16 protein-coding genes are annotated in these 17,722 nt (G+C 59.5%); 7 read left to right on the plus strand and 9 right to left on the minus strand.

Features of this window, described 5'->3' with window-relative positions:
* Positions 1-6: 6 nt before the first annotated feature.
* On the minus strand, positions 7-363 hold the full coding sequence (locus WD429_RS05575; protein ID WP_368421186.1) for a hypothetical protein: 357 nt from the start codon (positions 361-363) through the stop codon (positions 7-9).
* Positions 364-465: 102 nt separating this feature from the next.
* Here WD429_RS05575 and WD429_RS05580 point away from each other — a divergent pair, with 102 nt between their 5' ends.
* Together WD429_RS05580 and WD429_RS05585 are read left to right on the plus strand one after the other, a co-directional pair.
* Complete coding sequence (locus tag WD429_RS05580; protein WP_368421187.1) at positions 466-1,023, plus strand: hypothetical protein; 558 nt, start codon at positions 466-468, stop codon at positions 1,021-1,023.
* 66 nt (positions 1,024-1,089) lie between these two features.
* Positions 1,090-3,270 (plus strand): patatin-like phospholipase family protein, encoded by a 2,181-nt coding sequence (locus WD429_RS05585; RefSeq protein ID WP_368421201.1) that lies wholly within the window; start codon positions 1,090-1,092, stop codon positions 3,268-3,270.
* A gap of 9 nt (positions 3,271-3,279) precedes the next feature.
* On the opposite strand, the gene WD429_RS05590 is transcribed toward WD429_RS05585, so the two are convergent.
* The 3 genes from WD429_RS05590 to WD429_RS05600 all read right to left on the minus strand — a co-directional run bounded on the left by WD429_RS05590 (position 3,280) and on the right by WD429_RS05600 (position 6,542).
* Positions 3,280-3,960 carry a GntR family transcriptional regulator gene (locus WD429_RS05590; protein ID WP_368421188.1) on the minus strand — a complete coding sequence of 227 codons (681 nt, stop codon included), beginning with the start codon at positions 3,958-3,960 and terminating at the stop codon, positions 3,280-3,282.
* A 90-nt stretch (positions 3,961-4,050) separates the two neighbouring features.
* The gene (gene cls, locus WD429_RS05595; protein ID WP_368421189.1) at positions 4,051-5,481 is read right to left on the minus strand and encodes a cardiolipin synthase; all 1,431 of its coding nucleotides are present in this window, start codon (positions 5,479-5,481) and stop codon (positions 4,051-4,053) included.
* A 2-nt stretch (positions 5,482-5,483) separates the two neighbouring features.
* The gene (locus WD429_RS05600; protein ID WP_368421190.1) at positions 5,484-6,542 is read right to left on the minus strand and encodes an AraC family transcriptional regulator; all 1,059 of its coding nucleotides are present in this window, start codon (positions 6,540-6,542) and stop codon (positions 5,484-5,486) included.
* A 411-nt stretch (positions 6,543-6,953) separates the two neighbouring features.
* Between WD429_RS05600 and WD429_RS05605 the strand changes: the two genes are divergently transcribed.
* From WD429_RS05605 to WD429_RS05620, 4 genes are all read left to right on the plus strand, one after another.
* On the plus strand, positions 6,954-7,745 hold the full coding sequence (locus tag WD429_RS05605; protein ID WP_368421191.1) for an alpha/beta fold hydrolase: 792 nt from the start codon (positions 6,954-6,956) through the stop codon (positions 7,743-7,745).
* A gap of 82 nt (positions 7,746-7,827) precedes the next feature.
* Entirely contained in the window at positions 7,828-8,916 is a 1,089-nt protein-coding gene (locus tag WD429_RS05610; RefSeq protein WP_368421192.1) for an SMP-30/gluconolactonase/LRE family protein, read from the plus strand.
* The gene (locus WD429_RS05615; protein ID WP_368421193.1) at positions 8,913-9,389 is read left to right on the plus strand and encodes an acyl-CoA thioesterase; all 477 of its coding nucleotides are present in this window, start codon (positions 8,913-8,915) and stop codon (positions 9,387-9,389) included. The genes WD429_RS05610 and WD429_RS05615 overlap by 4 nt, the downstream gene beginning before the upstream one ends.
* A gap of 100 nt (positions 9,390-9,489) precedes the next feature.
* The gene (locus WD429_RS05620) at positions 9,490-10,473 is read left to right on the plus strand and encodes an NADP-dependent oxidoreductase (protein WP_368421194.1); all 984 of its coding nucleotides are present in this window, start codon (positions 9,490-9,492) and stop codon (positions 10,471-10,473) included.
* Here the strand turns inward: WD429_RS05620 and WD429_RS05625 are convergent.
* The 5 genes from WD429_RS05625 to speA all read right to left on the minus strand — a co-directional run bounded on the left by WD429_RS05625 (position 10,470) and on the right by speA (position 16,519).
* Positions 10,470-12,302 carry a cation:proton antiporter gene (locus tag WD429_RS05625; RefSeq protein ID WP_368421195.1) on the minus strand — a complete coding sequence of 611 codons (1,833 nt, stop codon included), beginning with the start codon at positions 12,300-12,302 and terminating at the stop codon, positions 10,470-10,472. The two genes, WD429_RS05620 and WD429_RS05625, sit on opposite strands and share 4 nt — an antisense overlap.
* A gap of 21 nt (positions 12,303-12,323) precedes the next feature.
* The gene (gene tcdA / locus WD429_RS05630) at positions 12,324-13,115 is read right to left on the minus strand and encodes a tRNA cyclic N6-threonylcarbamoyladenosine(37) synthase TcdA (protein ID WP_368421196.1); all 792 of its coding nucleotides are present in this window, start codon (positions 13,113-13,115) and stop codon (positions 12,324-12,326) included.
* Positions 13,116-13,240: 125 nt separating this feature from the next.
* Positions 13,241-13,885, minus strand: a complete 645-nt coding sequence (locus WD429_RS05635) for a ChrR family anti-sigma-E factor (protein WP_368421197.1) — start codon at positions 13,883-13,885, stop codon at positions 13,241-13,243.
* Positions 13,882-14,481 carry a sigma-70 family RNA polymerase sigma factor gene (locus WD429_RS05640; RefSeq protein WP_368421198.1) on the minus strand — a complete coding sequence of 200 codons (600 nt, stop codon included), beginning with the start codon at positions 14,479-14,481 and terminating at the stop codon, positions 13,882-13,884. The genes WD429_RS05635 and WD429_RS05640 overlap by 4 nt, the downstream gene beginning before the upstream one ends.
* Before the next feature lie 121 nt (positions 14,482-14,602).
* Entirely contained in the window at positions 14,603-16,519 is a 1,917-nt protein-coding gene (gene speA, locus WD429_RS05645) for a biosynthetic arginine decarboxylase (RefSeq protein WP_368421199.1), read from the minus strand.
* A 214-nt stretch (positions 16,520-16,733) separates the two neighbouring features.
* Between speA and speE the strand changes: the two genes are divergently transcribed.
* On the plus strand, positions 16,734-17,615 hold the full coding sequence (gene speE / locus WD429_RS05650) for a polyamine aminopropyltransferase (protein WP_368421200.1): 882 nt from the start codon (positions 16,734-16,736) through the stop codon (positions 17,613-17,615).
* Positions 17,616-17,722: the final 107 nt, after the last annotated feature.

A 17,722-nucleotide genomic window follows, 5' to 3' on the forward strand; every position in this document is an offset into this window, starting at 1 on the left:
CCGGCGTTACAGGCAGTCGAATTGAGACCGGCGGTCGAATGCGACCGAGACCATGTCGTAACCGGAATCCGACAGTGACTGGACCAGGTCGCGATTCTTGAGCAGGGTTGCACAGACCTTATGGACACTGGCCTGAAGCTGCTCATCGGCGGGCTCGGAGTGAAAGCGGAAGTCTACAATCAGATACTTGCGATCCACCATCGCCGACGCCGGGATGTCTTCCCGCTCGACACTTTCGTAGCCGATGTACGTTGCCTGTCCGTTGTTGAAGACGCTGTTCATCAGTACGTCCAGATTTTCAGCAAGCACAGGTCGGGTGATGGCGACTAACAGCAGAGCAACCGCGATGATGGTTTTGTGCATGGGTGCCACGCCTCTGGTGTTAGTTCTGGTGAGTCTCAGGTTTCCACGGCCAGAGCGGATCAACTATCATGCATAAATCACGATTCGTAAAGAGGCAGTCCCATGTTTCAGCTTGTCTTCAAGGGTGAATGCGTTCCGGGGATAGACCCCGGTACCGCTCGCACCAACGCACAGTCTCTGTTCAAGGCCAGCGTGGAGCAGATTGAACGCATGTTCAGCGGCCAACCGGTGGTTATCCGCAATAAACTGGAAGAAGATCAGGCGGAGAAATACCGGGCGGTGCTGACAAAGCACGGTATGGTGAGTTACGTGCAGCCGATGCCGGGGGTGGAACCGCCGGCGGAATCGCCGCAGTCGCCGCCCGCGGCGGTGGATAAAGCGCCGCGCGCAGCGCCCGCGGTCGAGCGCGGTGATCGCCTGCAGGTCGCCGGAGAAAAAGTGGATGCCATTCTGGCAGGATCGGGATTGTCACTCGATCCGGTCGGAGTCACCCTGGAAGAACATAAGGACGTGGGCGCGCCGATGTTCCAACACCTGGACGAATGGACGCTGGCACCGGCAGGCACGGATCTGGGGGTGGAGCGCGAGTTGCCGCCGGCCATGGTTCCCGATGTGTCCCATCTGTCACTGGCAGACGATAAACCCCGAGACACTCATTAACCCGGTCGCAGGAATCGTCCCTTGCCGTTACGAATAATACTGCTGTTGTTTGTCGGGCTCGCCCCGGTGCTGACACCGAGTGCGATCGCGGCAAGCGCCGAGAACCGGCCTTTCGGGGATCGCCCGACGGTCGGCCTGGTGTTGAGCGGTGGGGGTGCCAAGGGTATGGCTCACGTGGGTGTGCTGCGGGTGCTTGAGGAGATGCGCATTCCGGTGGACCTGGTGGTTGGAACGAGTGCCGGATCGGCGGTTGGTGCCCTCTACGCGACCGGCATGCCCGTCGATGAAATCGAGCAACGGTTCATCGATCTGGACTGGATCTCCAGTTTTCAGGACGATCCGGGGCGTGCCTACAAGCCGGTCAGGCGCAAACAGGAAGACTGGCGCTTTCCGGTGGTTCCGGGCTTAGGCGTAGGGCTGGATGGCCTGCATCTGGGAGGCGGTATCATTGCGGGTCAGAACCTGGGTTTTATCCTCAACGAACTGACTCGAAATGCCGCGCTGGTGGAGAATTTCGATAACCTGGCAGTGCCGTTCCGTGCCGTTGCCACAGATCTCGAGACTGGGGATCAGGTGGTTATCGGCGACGGCAACCTGTCCGAAGCCATTCGCGCCAGCATGAGTATTCCCGGCGTCTACGCCCCGGTTAAGCGGGATGGGCGGCTGCTGGTGGACGGCGGCGTGGCGAATAACCTGCCGGTCACCGTGGCCCGAGACATGGGGGCGGAGGTGGTGATCGCCGTCGACATCACCGACCCGCTACTGAAAGCCGAAGATCTGCAGGAAGCCTTCTCCGTGGTCGGTCAGCTCACCACGATGATGACGCGAATGAACACCGAAGCCCAGCTTGAACGGCTTCAGGAAGGCGATGTGCTGATCCGGCCCGATATGGAAGGACGTACCTCGGCTGATTTTTACGATGCGCCCATTCTGTTTGAGCTGGGGGCCACCTCAGCCCGCTCCCACGCCAGAGAGCTCCGCCCCCTGAGTGTCGACAAGCCGCGCTGGCAGTCCTTTCGTGCACGCACGGATACCAGTGCCTACGTCCCCGGCAATATTGCCAGTATCCGTGTCGAGCAGGATTCCCGGTTGGCCGGAGAGTTTCTGCGCTCGCGCATTCGGCAACAGCCCGGAGAGGTACTGGATGTTGAGGTACTGGAAGAGGACCTCAAGCGCATCTACGGCCTGGGGTATTACGAAACCGTGTCTTACTCGTTGTCGCCTTCCGGGGACGACACCGCCCTGACGATTCAGGTTCAGGAAAAATCCTGGGGTCCGAATTACCTTGCGTTCGGATTGAACTACGAGGACAACTTCAACAACGACACCCGCTTCAATGTGGGGGCGGCCCTACGCATGACCGAACTCAATGCGCTGGGTGGCGAGTGGCAGACAGGGCTGCAGCTGGGCACCGAACCCTATGTGCGGACCGAGTGGTTCCAGCCCCTTGATTATGGCTACGACCGGTTCCTGACCGCGGGTGTCGAATACAGCCGGGATGGCTTCAGCGTGTTTGACGGTGAGGGCGAGCGGGTTGCGGAGGTGGATGTTACCTCCCGCCAGATGGACCTGGCCCTGGGCATGGAACTGGGGGGGAATGGCGATGTACGTCTTGGCTACTATCGTGGTTATGCGACAGTGGATGAGCAGGTTGGGGTGGCCGTGGCACCCACCGGGTCGATTCACCAGGGCGGCCTGAATCTGCAACTGGTCCACGATTCGCTGAACGATATTTTTCACCCACAGTCGGGTGGCTTCGCGGGTATTCGCGGTCGGCTGGAACGGCAAGGTATGGGGTCGGACCGGCATTTTGATTCCGTCACCGGCATGGCGTTGGGTACGGGTAGCTGGCGGAGCTTTACCTTGACGGGCCTGCTCTACACACACGCTGTAACCCGCGGCGAGCCGGGCATTGAGAATACCGTCCGGCTGGGCGGATTTCGCCGGCTGTCAGCCTACGCACCGGGCGAGATTACCGGGGAGAACGCGGCCATGGCCTCGGTGTTTGCCAGTCAGGAGTTTGGGGGGCCGTTTGTGCCGTGGTTTGCCGGGGTGGGGTTTGAGACCGGCAATGCCTGGGAGTCGTTCGACGACGCCAGCTGGAACAACGCCGTGCGGTCCTGGAGTGTGTTCACCGGTGTGGATACCTTTCTTGGCCCGGTTCAACTGGCGACCGCCTACAACAATGAAGACAACTGGACGGCTTACCTCAACATCGGATTTTCCTTCACCCAGCTGTTTTACTGAAGTCGCACGTCAGGCACCACGCCTGGCCTGGCTCTGGGAAAGGGCACCGAGTACCTGGCGGCACTGCTGTTCAGCATAATGTTTCAGAATCGTCGCCAGGCGCTCCTCGTCCCGGTCCTTGATGGCACGGATGGATTCTTCCATGCGCGCCAGATTGTCCTCAAGCACCTGGTTGCCGCCGCTCTGAAACGCCACGAAGGCACAGCGCCGTGCCGATGGCCAGAGATCGTCAATGGCGGAAACGATAAAGTAGTTGTCGGCATAGGCAAGCGAGGCCTGAGTGTATTCGATACCCAGCTCGAGAAACCCGCTCAGGTCGTTGCGGCCGTAGCAATCCTTCATACGGCCATGCAGTGACTCCAGCCTTTCCATGTCTTCGGGCTGCCACTCCCGGGCCAGCTTGCGGCCGGTGTGAATCAGGTACAGCTCCAGAATTTCATAGAGGCTGCGCACGAAGAAGTCATCCAGCGTGGTGACAAAAGCTCCCTTTCGCGGAACATTGCGAACCAGGTAACGTTTCTCCAGCAGCAGTAACCCCTCGCGGATGGAGCCATGGCTGACATCCATCTGCTTGGCCATGGCGCTTTCATAAATGCGCTCGCCGGAACGCAATTGGCCAAAAGCAATGAGGTTTTCAATATGGCGGGCAACCTGCTCGGTCAGCGTTTCTCTGGGCTTGAATGTGGTCATGGTCCTGCTTCGTGACTGCGTGGCGGGCTGGGAATACTTCGCATACTCTCATATTCCGGCCAGTGGGAAAACGCCTGCCCGGGAAACCTCTCAGAGTACCGGCGCAAGCAGCCGCACCGCGCGGCAGCCCAGCCTGAACGCGATGGACCGGTCGCGGTAATCGCTTTCGGACATCAGTCGGGCGTTTGCCAGATCCTCCTCCAGCATTCTGGTCACCTCGGACACAAACGTCTCAGATGTATTGATGGCGGTGATCTCAAAGTTCAGGCGCATGGAGCGGTTGTCCAGGTTGGCGGTGCCTACCGCGGCATACCGGTTGTCCACGAGAATGACCTTCTGGTGCATGAACCCGGGCTGGTAGCGGTAGATGCCGACACCCGCCTGGCAGGCTTGAACCAGATAGGAGTAGGCCGCAATCCTGATTAACCGGCTGTCGGATTTTTCGGGAATGATGATGCGCACGTCCACGCCGCGAAGCGCTGCCAGCTGAAGCGCGTTCATGATCTGGAAATCGGGCACGAAATAGGGCGAGGCGATCCAGACCCGGGTGCGGGCATTGTTGATGCAGTTGAGGAAAAACAGCGCACAGGTTTCGTAGGTGTCCGCCGGGCCGGAGGGAAGAATGAGGACTTCCTGATCGCCGGAGGGAGGCAGGTCGGGCTGCCAGTCAAGGTCCGGGAATTCGTTGCTGGCCCAGTTCCAGTCCTCTAGCCACGCCAGCTGCAGGCCGGTGGCCGCGGGGCCGATGATCTGGCAGTGAGTGTCTCGCCAGGGCTCCTGGTCCATTGCCGTGCCCAGGTATTCGTCACCCAGATTAATGCCACCGACGAAACCGGTGTGGCCATCGCACACCAGCAGTTTGCGGTGGTTGCGAAAATTGATCTGGAAGCGCCGGCGGCGGACGTTGCCATCGCCGAAGGATGCCACCCGGGCACCAGCACCCGCCAGCTCCCGAAGGTAGTGTCGGGGCAGGCCCACGCTGCCAACGTCATCGTAGAGAAACCACACCTCCACGCCTTCGGCCAGCTTGCGCTTGAGGATGGACTTCATGCGTTGCCCGACCTTGTCGGAACGGACGATGTAAAACTCCAGCAAGATGTACCGGCGGGCACTTTCCATCGCGTCAAAGAGCGCGTTGAAAGTCGTCTCTCCATCGCGCAGCAGCACACACGCATTGTTACTGGTAAATGGCTGACGGCCCAGTTTGCAGAGCACCTGCAGTTCGTCACTGAAATGTTCGTTGGCGGCGTGGGAGAGCGAGGTGGTCTGCTGCTCGAACCGGTTGAGCAGGTCGGTCAGGGCGGCGTCACCCATGCGCCTTGCCCAGACGTAGCCACCAAACCGGTTGCGACCGAACAACATGAACAGCGGCACCGCGACGTAGGGCAGGGCGATCAGCGCAATGATCCAGGCAATCGCGCCCTGGGCGGTGCGGTAGGACAGCAGAATGCGATAGATACAGGACAGCGCGGCGAGATAGAACAGGCCCAGGATGACAGCAAGCAGTGAGAATTCGGGCATGGTCAGTCCTGCGTGGGGCCGGTTTCTGCGACACGATGACCGGCACGATACTGCGCGGGAGCCACCCCGGTCCATCGTTTGAAGGCGCGACTGAAAGCGCTGAGCTCCGAGAACCCGAGCAAAAAGGCAATTTCACCCAACGCGTAATGGTCGGCGGCAACGTATCGCAACGCTTTGTCCTTGCGAACCTGTTCCACCAGGTCGTGGAAACTGAGGCCTTCTTTTTTCAACCGCCGGTAGAGGGTCTGTCGGCTCATATGACATTGCCGCGCGAGGGTGTCCGCGTCAATGCGCTCGGTGGCCATCTGGCGGGAAATCAGTTTGCGGATCTTGCGGCCGAAGGTGCGCCGTGTCTGCAACTTTGCCAATACGGTATTGACCTGTTTCAGAACGGCTGAATAGACATAGGGGTTGCGATGGGGAATCGGGTGGCTCAGGTGTCGGCTGTGAAACGCCAGCCGGGTGGCGGATCCATCGAATGTGACCGGGCCGCCCACCAACGCAGAGTATTCGGCGGCGTAAGCGGGCCTGGGGTGGGCGATCTCAGCCCATTCGGCGGTGATTCCCGGATGAATGAAGTGGCGGGTGCGGCTCAGGGCGGCGGCCAGTGTTCGGTCCATATCCTGACGACAATAGTGGCCAGGGGTGTCGGGCTGCCAGGTGAGGATGGCCAGGTCACCGGCCTGTTCAAAACTCAGGGTAACGGACTCGTTGATCAGTCGGTGCAACCGCACATACTGGGTCACGGCTTCACCGAGGGTGTCGCAGTTGAAGAAGACATGGCCGACCAGGCCCATACGCTCGGGATCGACGACCTGGCCGGCGTGCAGGCCAACCGCGGGGTCACCGGTCATCTGCTCGGCGTACTCCCACAGCTGGTAATGGTGGTCGGCGGGTACCCGAAGGTCGGGATCTGTCAGCGTTTCCAGCGTGGTTCCGGTGATCTGTTCAATCCGCTCGCGGTGTAAAACGCCCTGGCGGTCGAGGTAGTGCACCAGCGCAAGGGTGCTGGATGCCGCGACTAAAGGAAAAACGGTGGTCTCGTCCGGCACTGGGTTCACGTTGACGCGTTCCTGTGGTTACCAACCTGTCACGATGGCTGGTACAAAATGTCAAGCGGTTGGGACAGCCTGTCAAAGCTATGTCATGGCAGTAACGATAGCATTAACTCATCAGGTTGGAGCAATAGGTCCGCCATCATTGAGGAGGTGTAATATGGATCGTGAAATCTTTGTACCCCATAGTGACATTGAGCGTCGCAACTGCGCAGCGCTCGCAGAATACCTGAACGGCATGTATTACTGCTGATCAGGTGTAGCCTACGCTAGAGATCTTGAACCGGGGGAACTCTCCGGTTTTTTTATGCCCGTTCCGTCCGTTATGCGTTGTTCCGACCTTGCTCCCACGACCAGCAGTGGTAATGTGTTCCCCTGGCTGGAACCACAGAAAAACCCACCGGTGGAGCATTGCCCATGAGTGTTGAACTGAATCATCGCATTACCGGCGAAGGTCCGCCCCTGATTGTTCTGCACGGTCTGTTTGGGTCCCGTGAAAACCTCGGCGGCGTTATCAGGCAGCTGGAGGACGAGTGGCAGGTTCATGCCCTGGATCAGCGCAACCATGGCAGCTCGCCCCACACCGACGCCATGGATTACCCGGCGATGGCTCGAGACGTCGTGGCCTATATGGATGCCCGGGGTCTGGATAAAGCGGCCCTGCTTGGCCATTCGATGGGCGGTAAAACCGCCATGCAAGTTGCCTTGTTGGCACCCGAGCGGGTGGATCATCTGATTGTCGCGGACATTTCACCGGTCGGTTACAAACCGCGCCACGACGCCATACTGGCAGGGCTTTGTAGCCTGGACCTGTCCTCAGTGCGCAGCCGACAGGAGGCCGATAAGGCCTTGGCCGAGTATGTCGACATGCCGGGAGTGCGGCAGTTTCTGCTGAAAAATCTGGAGCGGGTTCCCGAGCAGGCACGTGAAAGCGCCACGGCGTTGTACCGCTGGCGTCTCAATCTGCCGGTGATAGAAGCCAGCTACCCCAAGCTGGCCCTGGCACCGGAAGGCGATACCCCCTTCGAAGGTCCGGTGCTGTTTATCAAGGGCGCAGAATCGGCCTATATTCAGGAAAAGCACCGGGACGACATCCGCCGCCTGTTCCCCGACGCGGAGCTTCGCATTATCGAAGGCACCGGGCACTGGCTGCACGCCGAGAAAACGGAGACGTTCGCCTCGCTGTGTCGCCGCTTTCTGAAATCCTGAACCCGGCCCGGGCGGCGGTGTAGCCCGAAGCAGGTGTCTGCTATGGTTAGCAGGTCGTCAATATAGGGAGCGGATGTCTGTGATGAAGTGGTTACTGGGGCTGTTGCTGATCGGTTTTCTATTGCTTGGGAGCTTTCTGCTGTCTCCTTCGCCGGTCGATAGCAAGGCCTGGGAGGCACCGTCGCCACCGGCACTGACCGGCAAGTTGGCCCCGAACGAACGGCTGAGGCTGTCCGATCTGCTGGCGCGCGGCCAGGTGTACGGCCCGGAAGACACCACGGTGGATGCCGACGGCGTGCTCTACACCGGAACCCAGGATGGCGGCATTGTGAGGGTCTGGCCGGATGGCCGCGTTGAAAACTGGCTTGAAACGGGTGGCCGTCCACTGGGGCTGGTCTTTGATGCCGACGGCAACCTGATTGTTGCGGATGCCTGGAAAGGGTTGCTGTCCATCGCCCCGGACAAAACCGTCACGCAGTTATCGCGGGAGTCGGAAGGGTTGCCGTTCCGTTTTACGGACGATGTTGATATCGCACCCGACGGCCGTATCTACTTTACCGACGCCAGCTCCCGATTTGAACAGCCCGACTATGTGCTGGATTTACTGGAAATGCGCCCCCATGGTCGTCTGCTGCGCTACGATCCGAGCACCGGCCGCACTGAAACCCTGCTGAGAAACCTGCACTTCGCCAACGGCGTGGCCGTGGCTCCGGGGGGTAATTACGTGCTGGTCAATGAAACCTGGAAATACCGCATCCTGAAATACTGGATCAACGGTCCCAAAGCAGGTCAGGCGGAGGTCTTTGCCGATAACCTGCCTGGGTTCCCTGACAATCTGGCTGTGGACGACGCGGGCCGTTACTGGGTGGCGTTTCCCACGCTGCGCAACGCCCAGGTGGACACTCTGCATCAGCAGCCGTGGCTTAAGGACCTGTTGGCGAAACTGCCGGAGAACTTTCATCCCAAGCCCCAGGAATATGGACTGGTGTTGGCGTTTGATGCGCAGGGCGAGGTCCTCACCAGCCTGCACGACACCCGTGGCACGCACCTGAAGGAAATTACGTCGGTCAATCCCCACGGCGGCTACCTATACTTTGGTTCACTTCACAACGACCGCGTCGGGCGGCTACCGTTGCGGGCCATACCGGGTTTGGGAGAACGTGAGCAATGAGCCAGTTTGTCGGCAGTATTGAATGGGATCTGCCATCGCCTTTTACCATCGAGATAGAAGTCTGTGACGAGGATACGGACCGCCTGGGCCATGCCAATAACGTGGTCTACGTGCGTTGGCTCGAGGACGTGAGCTGGGCCCACATTGAAAGTCTGGGCATGACCTGGGCGCTGCATGAAGAAACGGGCAAAGCGATGGCCATCACCCGAACAGAAATTGATTACCTGTCCGCGGCGAATGCCGGGGATCGTCTGATTCTGGGTACCTGGCTGACCGGGTACGATGGGCGGTTCCGTTCGTCCCGGCAATTTCAGCTGGTGCGGCCAGCCGATGGCCGGACCCTGGTGCGGGCGGTATCAACCCACGCCTGTGTGGATCTCAAATCGCAGCGACCGTCACGGGCACCAAAAGTGTTCGCCGATATCCTCGGTGGCGCGGTGGTGGCCGGCGGCGAAGGCTTCGCGCCTGCCTGAGCCACCCGGAGTGCACAGATTCTGCTAGTCTGAACGAAGGTGATGAGCGGTTACCCTTTCCGCCAAAGCGCTCCATCGAAGACCGTCATTGGAGAACGTCATGGAACACAGTTCTGATCAGAATGCCGAAACCCTTATGTCCCATGCCAGCTATGACCGTTTTGGCGAGCGCGATGTCTTGCAGATCGTGCGGTCGGAGGTTCCCCGCCCCGCGCCCGGGCAGGTGCTGATCCGGGTCCATGGTGCGGGCCTGAACCCCATCGACTGGAAAACCCGCAAGGGGCTGGGATTTGCCGCTCGCCAGATTGAAAACCGCCTGCCCTGGACGCCAGGTTACGACGTGGCCGGCGAAGTAGTGGCCGTGGCAGAGGACGTTACTACACTGGCACCGGGTGACCGGGTGATGGGAATGATCGGGTTTCCGTCAGAAGGCGGGGCCTATGCCCAGTACGCGCTTGCGGCGGCGGATGAAGTTGCGATTGTGCCCGAGGAACTCGATCTGGTGACGGCCGGTGCATTGCCCCTGGCGGCGTTGACCGCCTGGCAGGCCTTGTTTGAAGTGGCCAAGCTGGAGTCGGGGCAGAAAATCCTGATTCACGCCGGTGCTGGCGGTGTCGGGCATTTTGCCGTGCAGTTCGCGCTGGAGCGGGGCGCTCACGTGGTGGCGACGGCATCGGCCGGCAACCGGGATTTTCTGGCCGGACTGGGTGTTCACGAGGTCATTGATTACCGCACCACGGACGTCGCTGAAGAATGCTATGGCCTGGACGTGGTGCTGGATCTGATCGGTGGCGAAACCGGCAAGCGTTCCCTGCATACGCTCGGTGAGCACGGTGTGCTGGTGACGATTCCCACCGTGACCGCCGACGACATTATCAGCGCGGCAGAAGCACTCGGGCTGCGCGCCCACGGCATGACAGTACGACCGGATGTGTTCCACCTGGACGAAATTGCCGAACTGATCGAAGACGGCGATGTCCGGGTCCATATCGAGCAAGCGTTTCCGCTGGAGCAGGTGGCCGCCGCCCACGAGTTGCTGGAAGGCGGCCACGTGCGCGGGAAACTGGTTCTGGACTGCCGTTAGGGCTGTTTGTCGGTGTCTGTGTCCCCGCGCTCTTTGCGGGCCTGGGGCGGTACCAGGCTGATCAGCGCCCAGTCACTTTCCGGTTGAATGCCATCCATGTCCAGCACCGGGAATATGTGCTTCTTTTTATCAAACACAAACAGCACCAGCGCCTGCTGTTGGTATTTTTCCAGAAAATCCTTGTAGCTAAACTCGTCGCTGAGCTGGGTCGTTTTCACGGCATAGCCCTGGCTGATCAGGCTCGCCAGCTTGGCGTAGCTGACGCCATCAAACAGGCCCCGGGTCATCTGGATTTTTTCAGCGGTCTGGTGCCGTGCTTTCTGATCGGGGTCGCCTTCCGCCAGGGTAAACACCGAGTCCTTCCCGAACCAGTCCAGGAAGTGGTAGGTCGCCAGTGAGTTCATGTGTTTGTAAGGAGAAATAACCAGCAGGTTGCCGATGCCCGTCAGGTCCAGATGGGTTGAGGCGTGTTCAGACACGGGGTTGCCGAAATACACCGAAAGGTTGTTCATACGCGCCTGGCGAATGTTCTCCCAGTTGGTATCAGCCAGGGTCACCGGAACCTCATATTTCTGCAGCGCGCCGGCGATCATTCGTGCCGCCGGGTTAGCTCCGAGAACCAGAAAACCAAACTCCGCCGGCTCTGCCACTTTCAGCAGTTGCGCCAGTGGTCGCGCCGTCAGGCTCTGGAGGGTGACGGTCGCAATGATCAGCATAAAGATCAGCGGAACCAGGGCTCCCGCGCTCTCGTAACCGAGTTTTTGCAGCTGAAACGCGAACAGTGCGGACACCGCTGCAGCGACAATGCCTCGCGGTGCGATCCAGCTCAGAAACAGTTTGTCACGCCAGTTCAGGCTGGTACCGATGGACGACAGGAAAATACTGGCCGGACGGGCCACCAGCATCAATACCGCCAGTACCCCAACGAGCCCCCAGCCCAGCTCTGCGATGGCTGAAAACTCCACCCGTGCCGCGAGAATGATGAACAGCGCAGAGATAAGCAGCACGCTGAGAGATTCCTTGAACTCCAGGATGTCGTCAATGGGGACCTGCTTCATGTTGGCCATCCAGATACCCATAACGGTAACGGTCAACAGCCCCGATTCATGGGCCAGTTCATTGGAGATGGCGTAAACGCCGAGCATGAAGGTGAGCGTGCCAGCGTTGTGGAGGTACTGAGGGACCAGGTGTTTTCTCAGTACCAGGCCGTTCAGGTAGCCGGCAATGGCGCCCATGAGAAAACCGACGGCGAGGGTCTTGCCGAAAATGTAGAGCGAGTGTCCGAAGACGTTGCCCTGGCCCCAGGAAACGATACCCTCGAACACCAGCACCGCCAACAGCGCACCAACCGGGTCGATGATGATGCCTTCCCAGCGCAGGATGTTGGCCAGTTTGGCGTCAGGTCGCACTGAGCGCAGCAGCGGGGCAATGACGGTCGGGCCGGTGACAATGGAGATGGCACCGAACAGCAGCGCGACTTCCCAGGACACGTCCAGCATCCACCGCGCGGCCAGAGTGCCAATGATGCAGGTGACCACAGACCCGACCGGAATCAGGTTGCGGACCATCTTGCCGTGGCCGCGGATCTCTTCATACCGCAGGGTCAGGCTGCCCTCGAACAGGATGATGGCGACTGCCAGTGAGATGACCGGAAACAGTAGATCCCCGAACACCGCTTCGGGCGCAAGGAACCCGAACAGGGGGCCAGCGGCAATGCCGCCTGCCAGCAAAAACAGGATGGCGGGCATTTTGACGCGCCAGGCAATCCATTGGCAAAACAGCGACAGCACGCCAATGCTGGCAAGTAGCAGAACGGTGCTTACGGGCATGGTGGTATCAGGTCCATTGAGTCAGGAGGTGGCTCGTCGTGCAATGCGGTTCAGTATCCGCGCGGCGGCAAAAAATCCAAAGCTTGCAGTGACCGGGCTGGCGGCTCCAAACCCGGACGCACAATCCAGGCGCACCGGCCCGGCTGTTGCCGGTTTTTGCAGGCAGACTTCGCCGTCTCCGGCAGGATACGTCAGCTGTTCCAGTGAGTACACGGCTTCAATGCCGAAACGCCGTTTGGGATTTCGGGAGAAACCGTACTCCCTGCGCAGCGAATTACGAACCTTGGCCAGTAATGGATCTTGGGTGGTCTTGCTGAGATCGGCCACGCGGATCTGGCTGGGGTCCATCTGACCACCGGCACCGCCGGCACAGACAATCGGCGTTTTGTTCCGCTGGCAGTGCGCAATCAGAGCGGCTTTGGCCTTGACGCTGTCGATTGCGTCGACCACGCCGGTCATCTCGGCGGTGATCAATTCAGAGACGTTTTTGGTGGTCAGGAAACCAAACTGGATACGGATATCCGCCTGGGGGTTGATGGCTTGCAGGCGTTCAGCCATCGCGTCCGTTTTGGTGCGGCCATACTGGGTAGCCAGAGCGTGCAGCTGGCGGTTGGTGTTGGAGACGCAGATGTCGTCCATGTCAATCAACGTCAGCGCACCAATACCGGAGCGCGCCAGGGATTCGGCTGCCCAGGAACCGACGCCGCCCAGGCCGACAATGGCAATGTGTGACTGGCGAAAGGCTTCCAGCGCACGGCGGCCGTACAGGCGCTCAATGCCGCCAAAGCGAAAGCCGTAATCGTCAGCGGTCATGGGTCTCTCCGGTGGCGTGCAGGGAGGGGAATTGTACCGCAACCATCGGCTGGCACAAAAAACCGCGATCGAAACGCCCGGTCATTTTCGGCCAGGGTGTTGTCGGTCCTGGCTTGCCGGGGCGGTCAGCGAATGAACGGGTTGAGCAGGCGGGTGAAGGTACCGGTTAACCGAACCGGCGCGCTGAGTACGGACAGTGTGATGCAATCCTCACAACCCACGGCCACAGGCTTGTGCTCGTCCTGTTCGTTCAGCACGACAAAGTCCCATTGGTTGAACACGCCTTTCTGATCGGCGAATGCACCCTGAAGAACGATGGTGGTCTCCTCTCCGCGGTGGGTGTGTACCGGGGCCTTGCCGCCGGCGGCAAGCTTTTGTAGAACGACTTGCTCCTGCTGGCCGGGGAAGCGTTCGGAAATATCCAGCACGCTGACATCACCCAACTGGCGCTTCCAGGGCAGGCTGTTCAGGTCGTCGCCCAGCAGCTTGTGCAGCGGGCTTGGCCTGACACTGTTTCGGATGACCAATTCCCGATCATTGTCATCAAAACTGTCAATGCGGGACAGGATTCGGTCGAACATGCTTTCGCTGACATCAACTTTGGGCTGCTGCTCCATCATCACAGCGCCAAGGCTGTCGAGCGTATCAACGCGGCTGCAACAGTGTGGGCACTGGTCCAGATGCAGCCGGATGCAAAGGGCATGGGGCTCGGTCAGGTTGCCTGCGCTGTATTCCATCAGCGTCAGGCTGTCGGGATGATGCTGGGTCATACGTTCTGATCCTGCAAAATCACTTTTAATTTGTTCAGTGCCAGGCGAACCCGGCTTTTCACGGTGCCCAGGGGAATGTTGAGCTCATTGGCTACCATCTGGTGAGACTTGTTCTCCATGTACACCTTGGCGATCACGGTTGTCTGTTCTTCTGGCAAGTGGCTCAGGGACTCCCGGATGCGTCGCTCTGACATCAAACGGTGCAAGGAGGTGACCGGCTCGTCTTCGTTGTCACCGGGGATTTGCCACAGATCTTCGGTTTCGACCAGCATTTCCACACTGGTCCGCTTCATTTTTCGAAGCATATCGATGCGTTGGTTCCGGGCGATGGTAAAGATCCAGGTTGATGCCGCAGCTTTGCGCCAGTCATACAGGCAGGAGCGCCGCCAAATCGATACAAACACTTCCTGCACGAGCTCTTCCGCGTGGCTGGCCATACCGTTCGCCATCGCGTAATACTTGATCTGAGGCCCGAAGTGCTCAAAAAGAGCGTGGTAGGCCTGGCGATCCTGATGTTTGCCCACCTTTTCCAGCAGCTGGCTCCAGGGATCTTTTCGTCCCTCGGCCCGGGCTGGTTTCTGATCCAGTGTGGTCACCGGACGCTCCTTGACTGTTGCATGGCTGGAACTTGTTCTGCTTGTCATTCTATGCACTCGCCCCGGGTTTGTCAGTTGCCATGTATACGGGGCAGTGTCTGTGGTAGATCTCCGGTCGGTGTTATTCTTCGAGGTAGGTGTACCCCTCAAGCCCGTTTTTCAATTCGCCCAGTAACCGTTGCTGGGTGTCTTCGGTCAGTTCGCTGGCTTCGAACTGGCGCTGATAGGATTGCAGCAGTGCGGCTGGCTCAAAATTCACATAGCGCAGTACTTTCGCCACCGTGTCGCCGTCGGTCGCGTCGCTGATGGTATAGTGCCCGCTGTCATTGCGGCAAACGTCGACGGAGTGGGTGTCGCCGAACAGGTTGTGCATGTCGCCGAGGATTTCCTGGTAGGCACCGGTCAAGAAAAACCCCATCAGCAGCGGCTCGCCCACTTTTTCTTCCGGCAATGGCAGTGTAGTTTCGATGCCCTGGCCATCAACGTAGCGATCAATGCGACCGTCTGAATCGCAGGTGATGTCCTGGATCACCGCGCGGCGGCACAGTGGACGATCCAGGCCGTTGATCGGCATCACCGGGAAAATCTGATCGATGCCCCAAACGTCCGGTAGCGACTGGAACAGTGAGAAATTGACGAACAGTTTTTCGGCCAGCTTTTCGTTGAGCTCGTCAACGATTTCGCGGTGGGCCCGGTTGGCGGTATCAAGCTGTGACCGCAGTTGCCTGCAGCAGCAGATGTACAGGGTTTCGGCGTTGGCGCGTTCAGTCAGCGACAGCAGGCCGTGAGCAAACTGGGCGTGCACATCGGCCATGGCGTGCAGTACATCGTGGTAAATTTCCGCCAGTGACCGCGGCGATTGCTCGTCGCTCAGGCTTTGCAAATCGCGCCACAGATCCAGAAGAGGCGCGCAGGCATCCTTGGCTGGCGGCACCGGTTCACGGGTATCGGGGGCCTCGCGGTCAATCACGTTAGTGACCAGCACCGAATGGTGCGCCGTCAGCGCGCGGCCGGATTCACTGATCAGATCCGGGTGGGGGATGCCCGCGCGGTCGCACTCTGCCTGCAGAACATGAACCACGTTATAGGCGTATTCGGCAACGCTGTAATTCATTGAGCAACTGCTGCGCGAGCGGGTGCCCTCGTAATCGACACCCAGACCACCACCGATATCCACGGTGTTCACAGGGGCCCCGAGTTGTCGCAGTTCGCTGTAGAACCGGGCGCACTCGCGCAGGCCGGTCTGGATGTCGCGGATGTTGGCGATTTGTGAGCCCAGATGAAAATGCAGCAGTTGCAGGGTGTCCAGGGCCTCTGCGTCGCGCAGGGTCTGGACAACATCCAGCACCTGGCTGGCGGACAGCCCGAATTTGGACTTCTCACCCCCGGTGTTCTGCCAGTTGCCTTTGCCAATGGTGGCCAGGCGGGCACGAACGCCAATCAGGGGAGAGACGCCAAGGTTGCGGGATTCTTCCAGAATCAGCGGCAGTTCAGATTGTTTCTCTACCACAATGAACACCCGGTGGCCCAGTTTCTGACCGATCAGCGCCAGGCGAATGTATTCGCGGTCCTTGTAGCCGTTGCAGACAATGACCGAGCCACGTTGACGCGACATCGCCAGTACCGCCATCAGCTCCGGCTTACTGCCGGCTTCCAGCCCAACCTGGTTATTGCTGGCGGCCGGTTCGGCCCGCAGCAGCTCCTCCACCACTCGCCGCTGTTGATTCACCTTGATCGGATACACTGCAGTGTAGCGACCCTGATAATCCTGATCTTTAGCCACCTGGTTGAAGGCCCCGCAAAGCGCGTTGACCCGGTCGTGGAGGATGTCGGTGAAACGGATCAGCACCGGCAGCTGAATGCCCCGGGAGATCAGGGTACGGGTCAATTCGGGCAGGTTGATGCTGCTGTTTTCGTCGCTCTGGCTGCGCGCTGGTCGGATCAGCACCTCTCCCTGGCCATTCACGTCAATATAGCCATCGCTCCAGTGAGCGATGTTGTAGGCGGTATGGGCGGAGCTTCCGGTGGCTTGGGGCATGGTCGTCATCCTGTACTGAATCCGGGCCGGGCGAACCACGGCGTAAGAGCGCCATTGTATGGATTCCGCCGGGCTGCTAAAAGAACCCTGTGGCAAATTCCGCAGCCGACCGCCGGGTATAGTGCTTTAGCTGAACGCCATGCGCACCTACAATACACGCCAGACTGATTCGGCTTACCGGGCGGCAGTGGCCCGGCATCAAGGGAGGCACAACATGACGGCATTGAACGAGGGCTGGTTTACCGAGGTATTCCAGGATCAGGGAACAGCGTTTTCCCTGCAGGTGAAAAAGAAACTTCACGAAGAGCAAAGCCAGTTCCAGAAACTGGAGATCTATGAAACCGAAACCTTCGGCAACCTTATGGTGCTCGATGGCTGCGTGATGCTGACCACTCGTGACAACTTTCTCTATCACGAAATGATGACGCACCCGGCGCTGTTCACCCATCGTGATCCTAAAAAGGTGGTGATAGTGGGTGGCGGTGACTGTGGCACCTTGAAGGAGGTGTTGAAGCACCCCGGGGTGGAAGAGGCCTGGCAAGTGGAAATCGATGAGCGGGTTACCCGCTTGTCTGAGAAATACTTTCCGGAACTGTGCGATGCCAACGACGATCCCCGCGCGAACTTTTTCTTCGGTGATGGCATCCAGTGGATGGGGGATGTGGAGCCCAACAGCATCGACATTATCATCATCGACAGCACCGACCCGGTGGGCCCCGCGGAAGGCCTGTTTGCGCTCAACTTCTATCGGGACGCGCTATTGGCGCTGCGCGATGGAGGCATCATCGTGCAACAGAGTGAGTCTCCGCTATTGCATACCGAGTCCATCATCAAGGGGATTCACGACGACATGCGCAAGGCCGGATTTGACCATATCCAGACCCTGCCGTTCCCGCAGCCGGTTTACCCGACCGGCTGGTGGAGCTGCACCATGGCGGGTAAAGACAAACCCGTACAGTACTTCCGGGAGGAAGACGCCGAACAGCGGCCGTTTGTCACTCGTTATTACAACGCGGGAACCCACCGTGGGGCGCTGGCAATGCCGCAGTTCATGGTGGACGCGCTGGAAGACCGGGTGGTGCCGGGGGAGGGCTGATCTCCGGGGTCGGCCAAAGGCCAAAGGCTAAAATTTCACCAGAACTGAAAAGGGGCGCTCAATTGAGCGCCCCTTTTCAGTTTCGGTATTTCTCTTTCGGTATGTCT

This window comes from Marinobacter sp. (assembly GCF_040904845.1).
In the GTDB taxonomy this organism is placed as follows: Bacteria; Pseudomonadota; Gammaproteobacteria; order Pseudomonadales; family Oleiphilaceae; genus Marinobacter.

Bases quoted from the DNA above. Each gene is read 5' to 3' on its own strand.
- WD429_RS05575 (WP_368421186.1), bottom strand. From the start codon at position 363: ATGCACAAAACCATCATCGCGGTTGCTCTGCTGTTAGTCGCCATCACC.
- WD429_RS05580 (WP_368421187.1), top strand. From the start codon at position 466: ATGTTTCAGCTTGTCTTCAAGGGTGAATGCGTTCCGGGGATAGACCCC.
- WD429_RS05590 (WP_368421188.1), bottom strand. From the start codon at position 3,960: ATGACCACATTCAAGCCCAGAGAAACGCTGACCGAGCAGGTTGCCCGC.
- cls (WP_368421189.1), bottom strand. From the start codon at position 5,481: ATGCCCGAATTCTCACTGCTTGCTGTCATCCTGGGCCTGTTCTATCTC.
- WD429_RS05605 (WP_368421191.1), top strand. From the start codon at position 6,954: ATGAGTGTTGAACTGAATCATCGCATTACCGGCGAAGGTCCGCCCCTG.
- WD429_RS05610 (WP_368421192.1), top strand. From the start codon at position 7,828: ATGAAGTGGTTACTGGGGCTGTTGCTGATCGGTTTTCTATTGCTTGGG.
- WD429_RS05615 (WP_368421193.1), top strand. From the start codon at position 8,913: ATGAGCCAGTTTGTCGGCAGTATTGAATGGGATCTGCCATCGCCTTTT.
- WD429_RS05620 (WP_368421194.1), top strand. From the start codon at position 9,490: ATGGAACACAGTTCTGATCAGAATGCCGAAACCCTTATGTCCCATGCC.
- WD429_RS05625 (WP_368421195.1), bottom strand. From the start codon at position 12,302: ATGCCCGTAAGCACCGTTCTGCTACTTGCCAGCATTGGCGTGCTGTCG.
- tcdA (WP_368421196.1), bottom strand. From the start codon at position 13,115: ATGACCGCTGACGATTACGGCTTTCGCTTTGGCGGCATTGAGCGCCTG.
- WD429_RS05635 (WP_368421197.1), bottom strand. From the start codon at position 13,885: ATGACCCAGCATCATCCCGACAGCCTGACGCTGATGGAATACAGCGCA.
- speA (WP_368421199.1), bottom strand. From the start codon at position 16,519: ATGCCCCAAGCCACCGGAAGCTCCGCCCATACCGCCTACAACATCGCT.
- speE (WP_368421200.1), top strand. From the start codon at position 16,734: ATGACGGCATTGAACGAGGGCTGGTTTACCGAGGTATTCCAGGATCAG.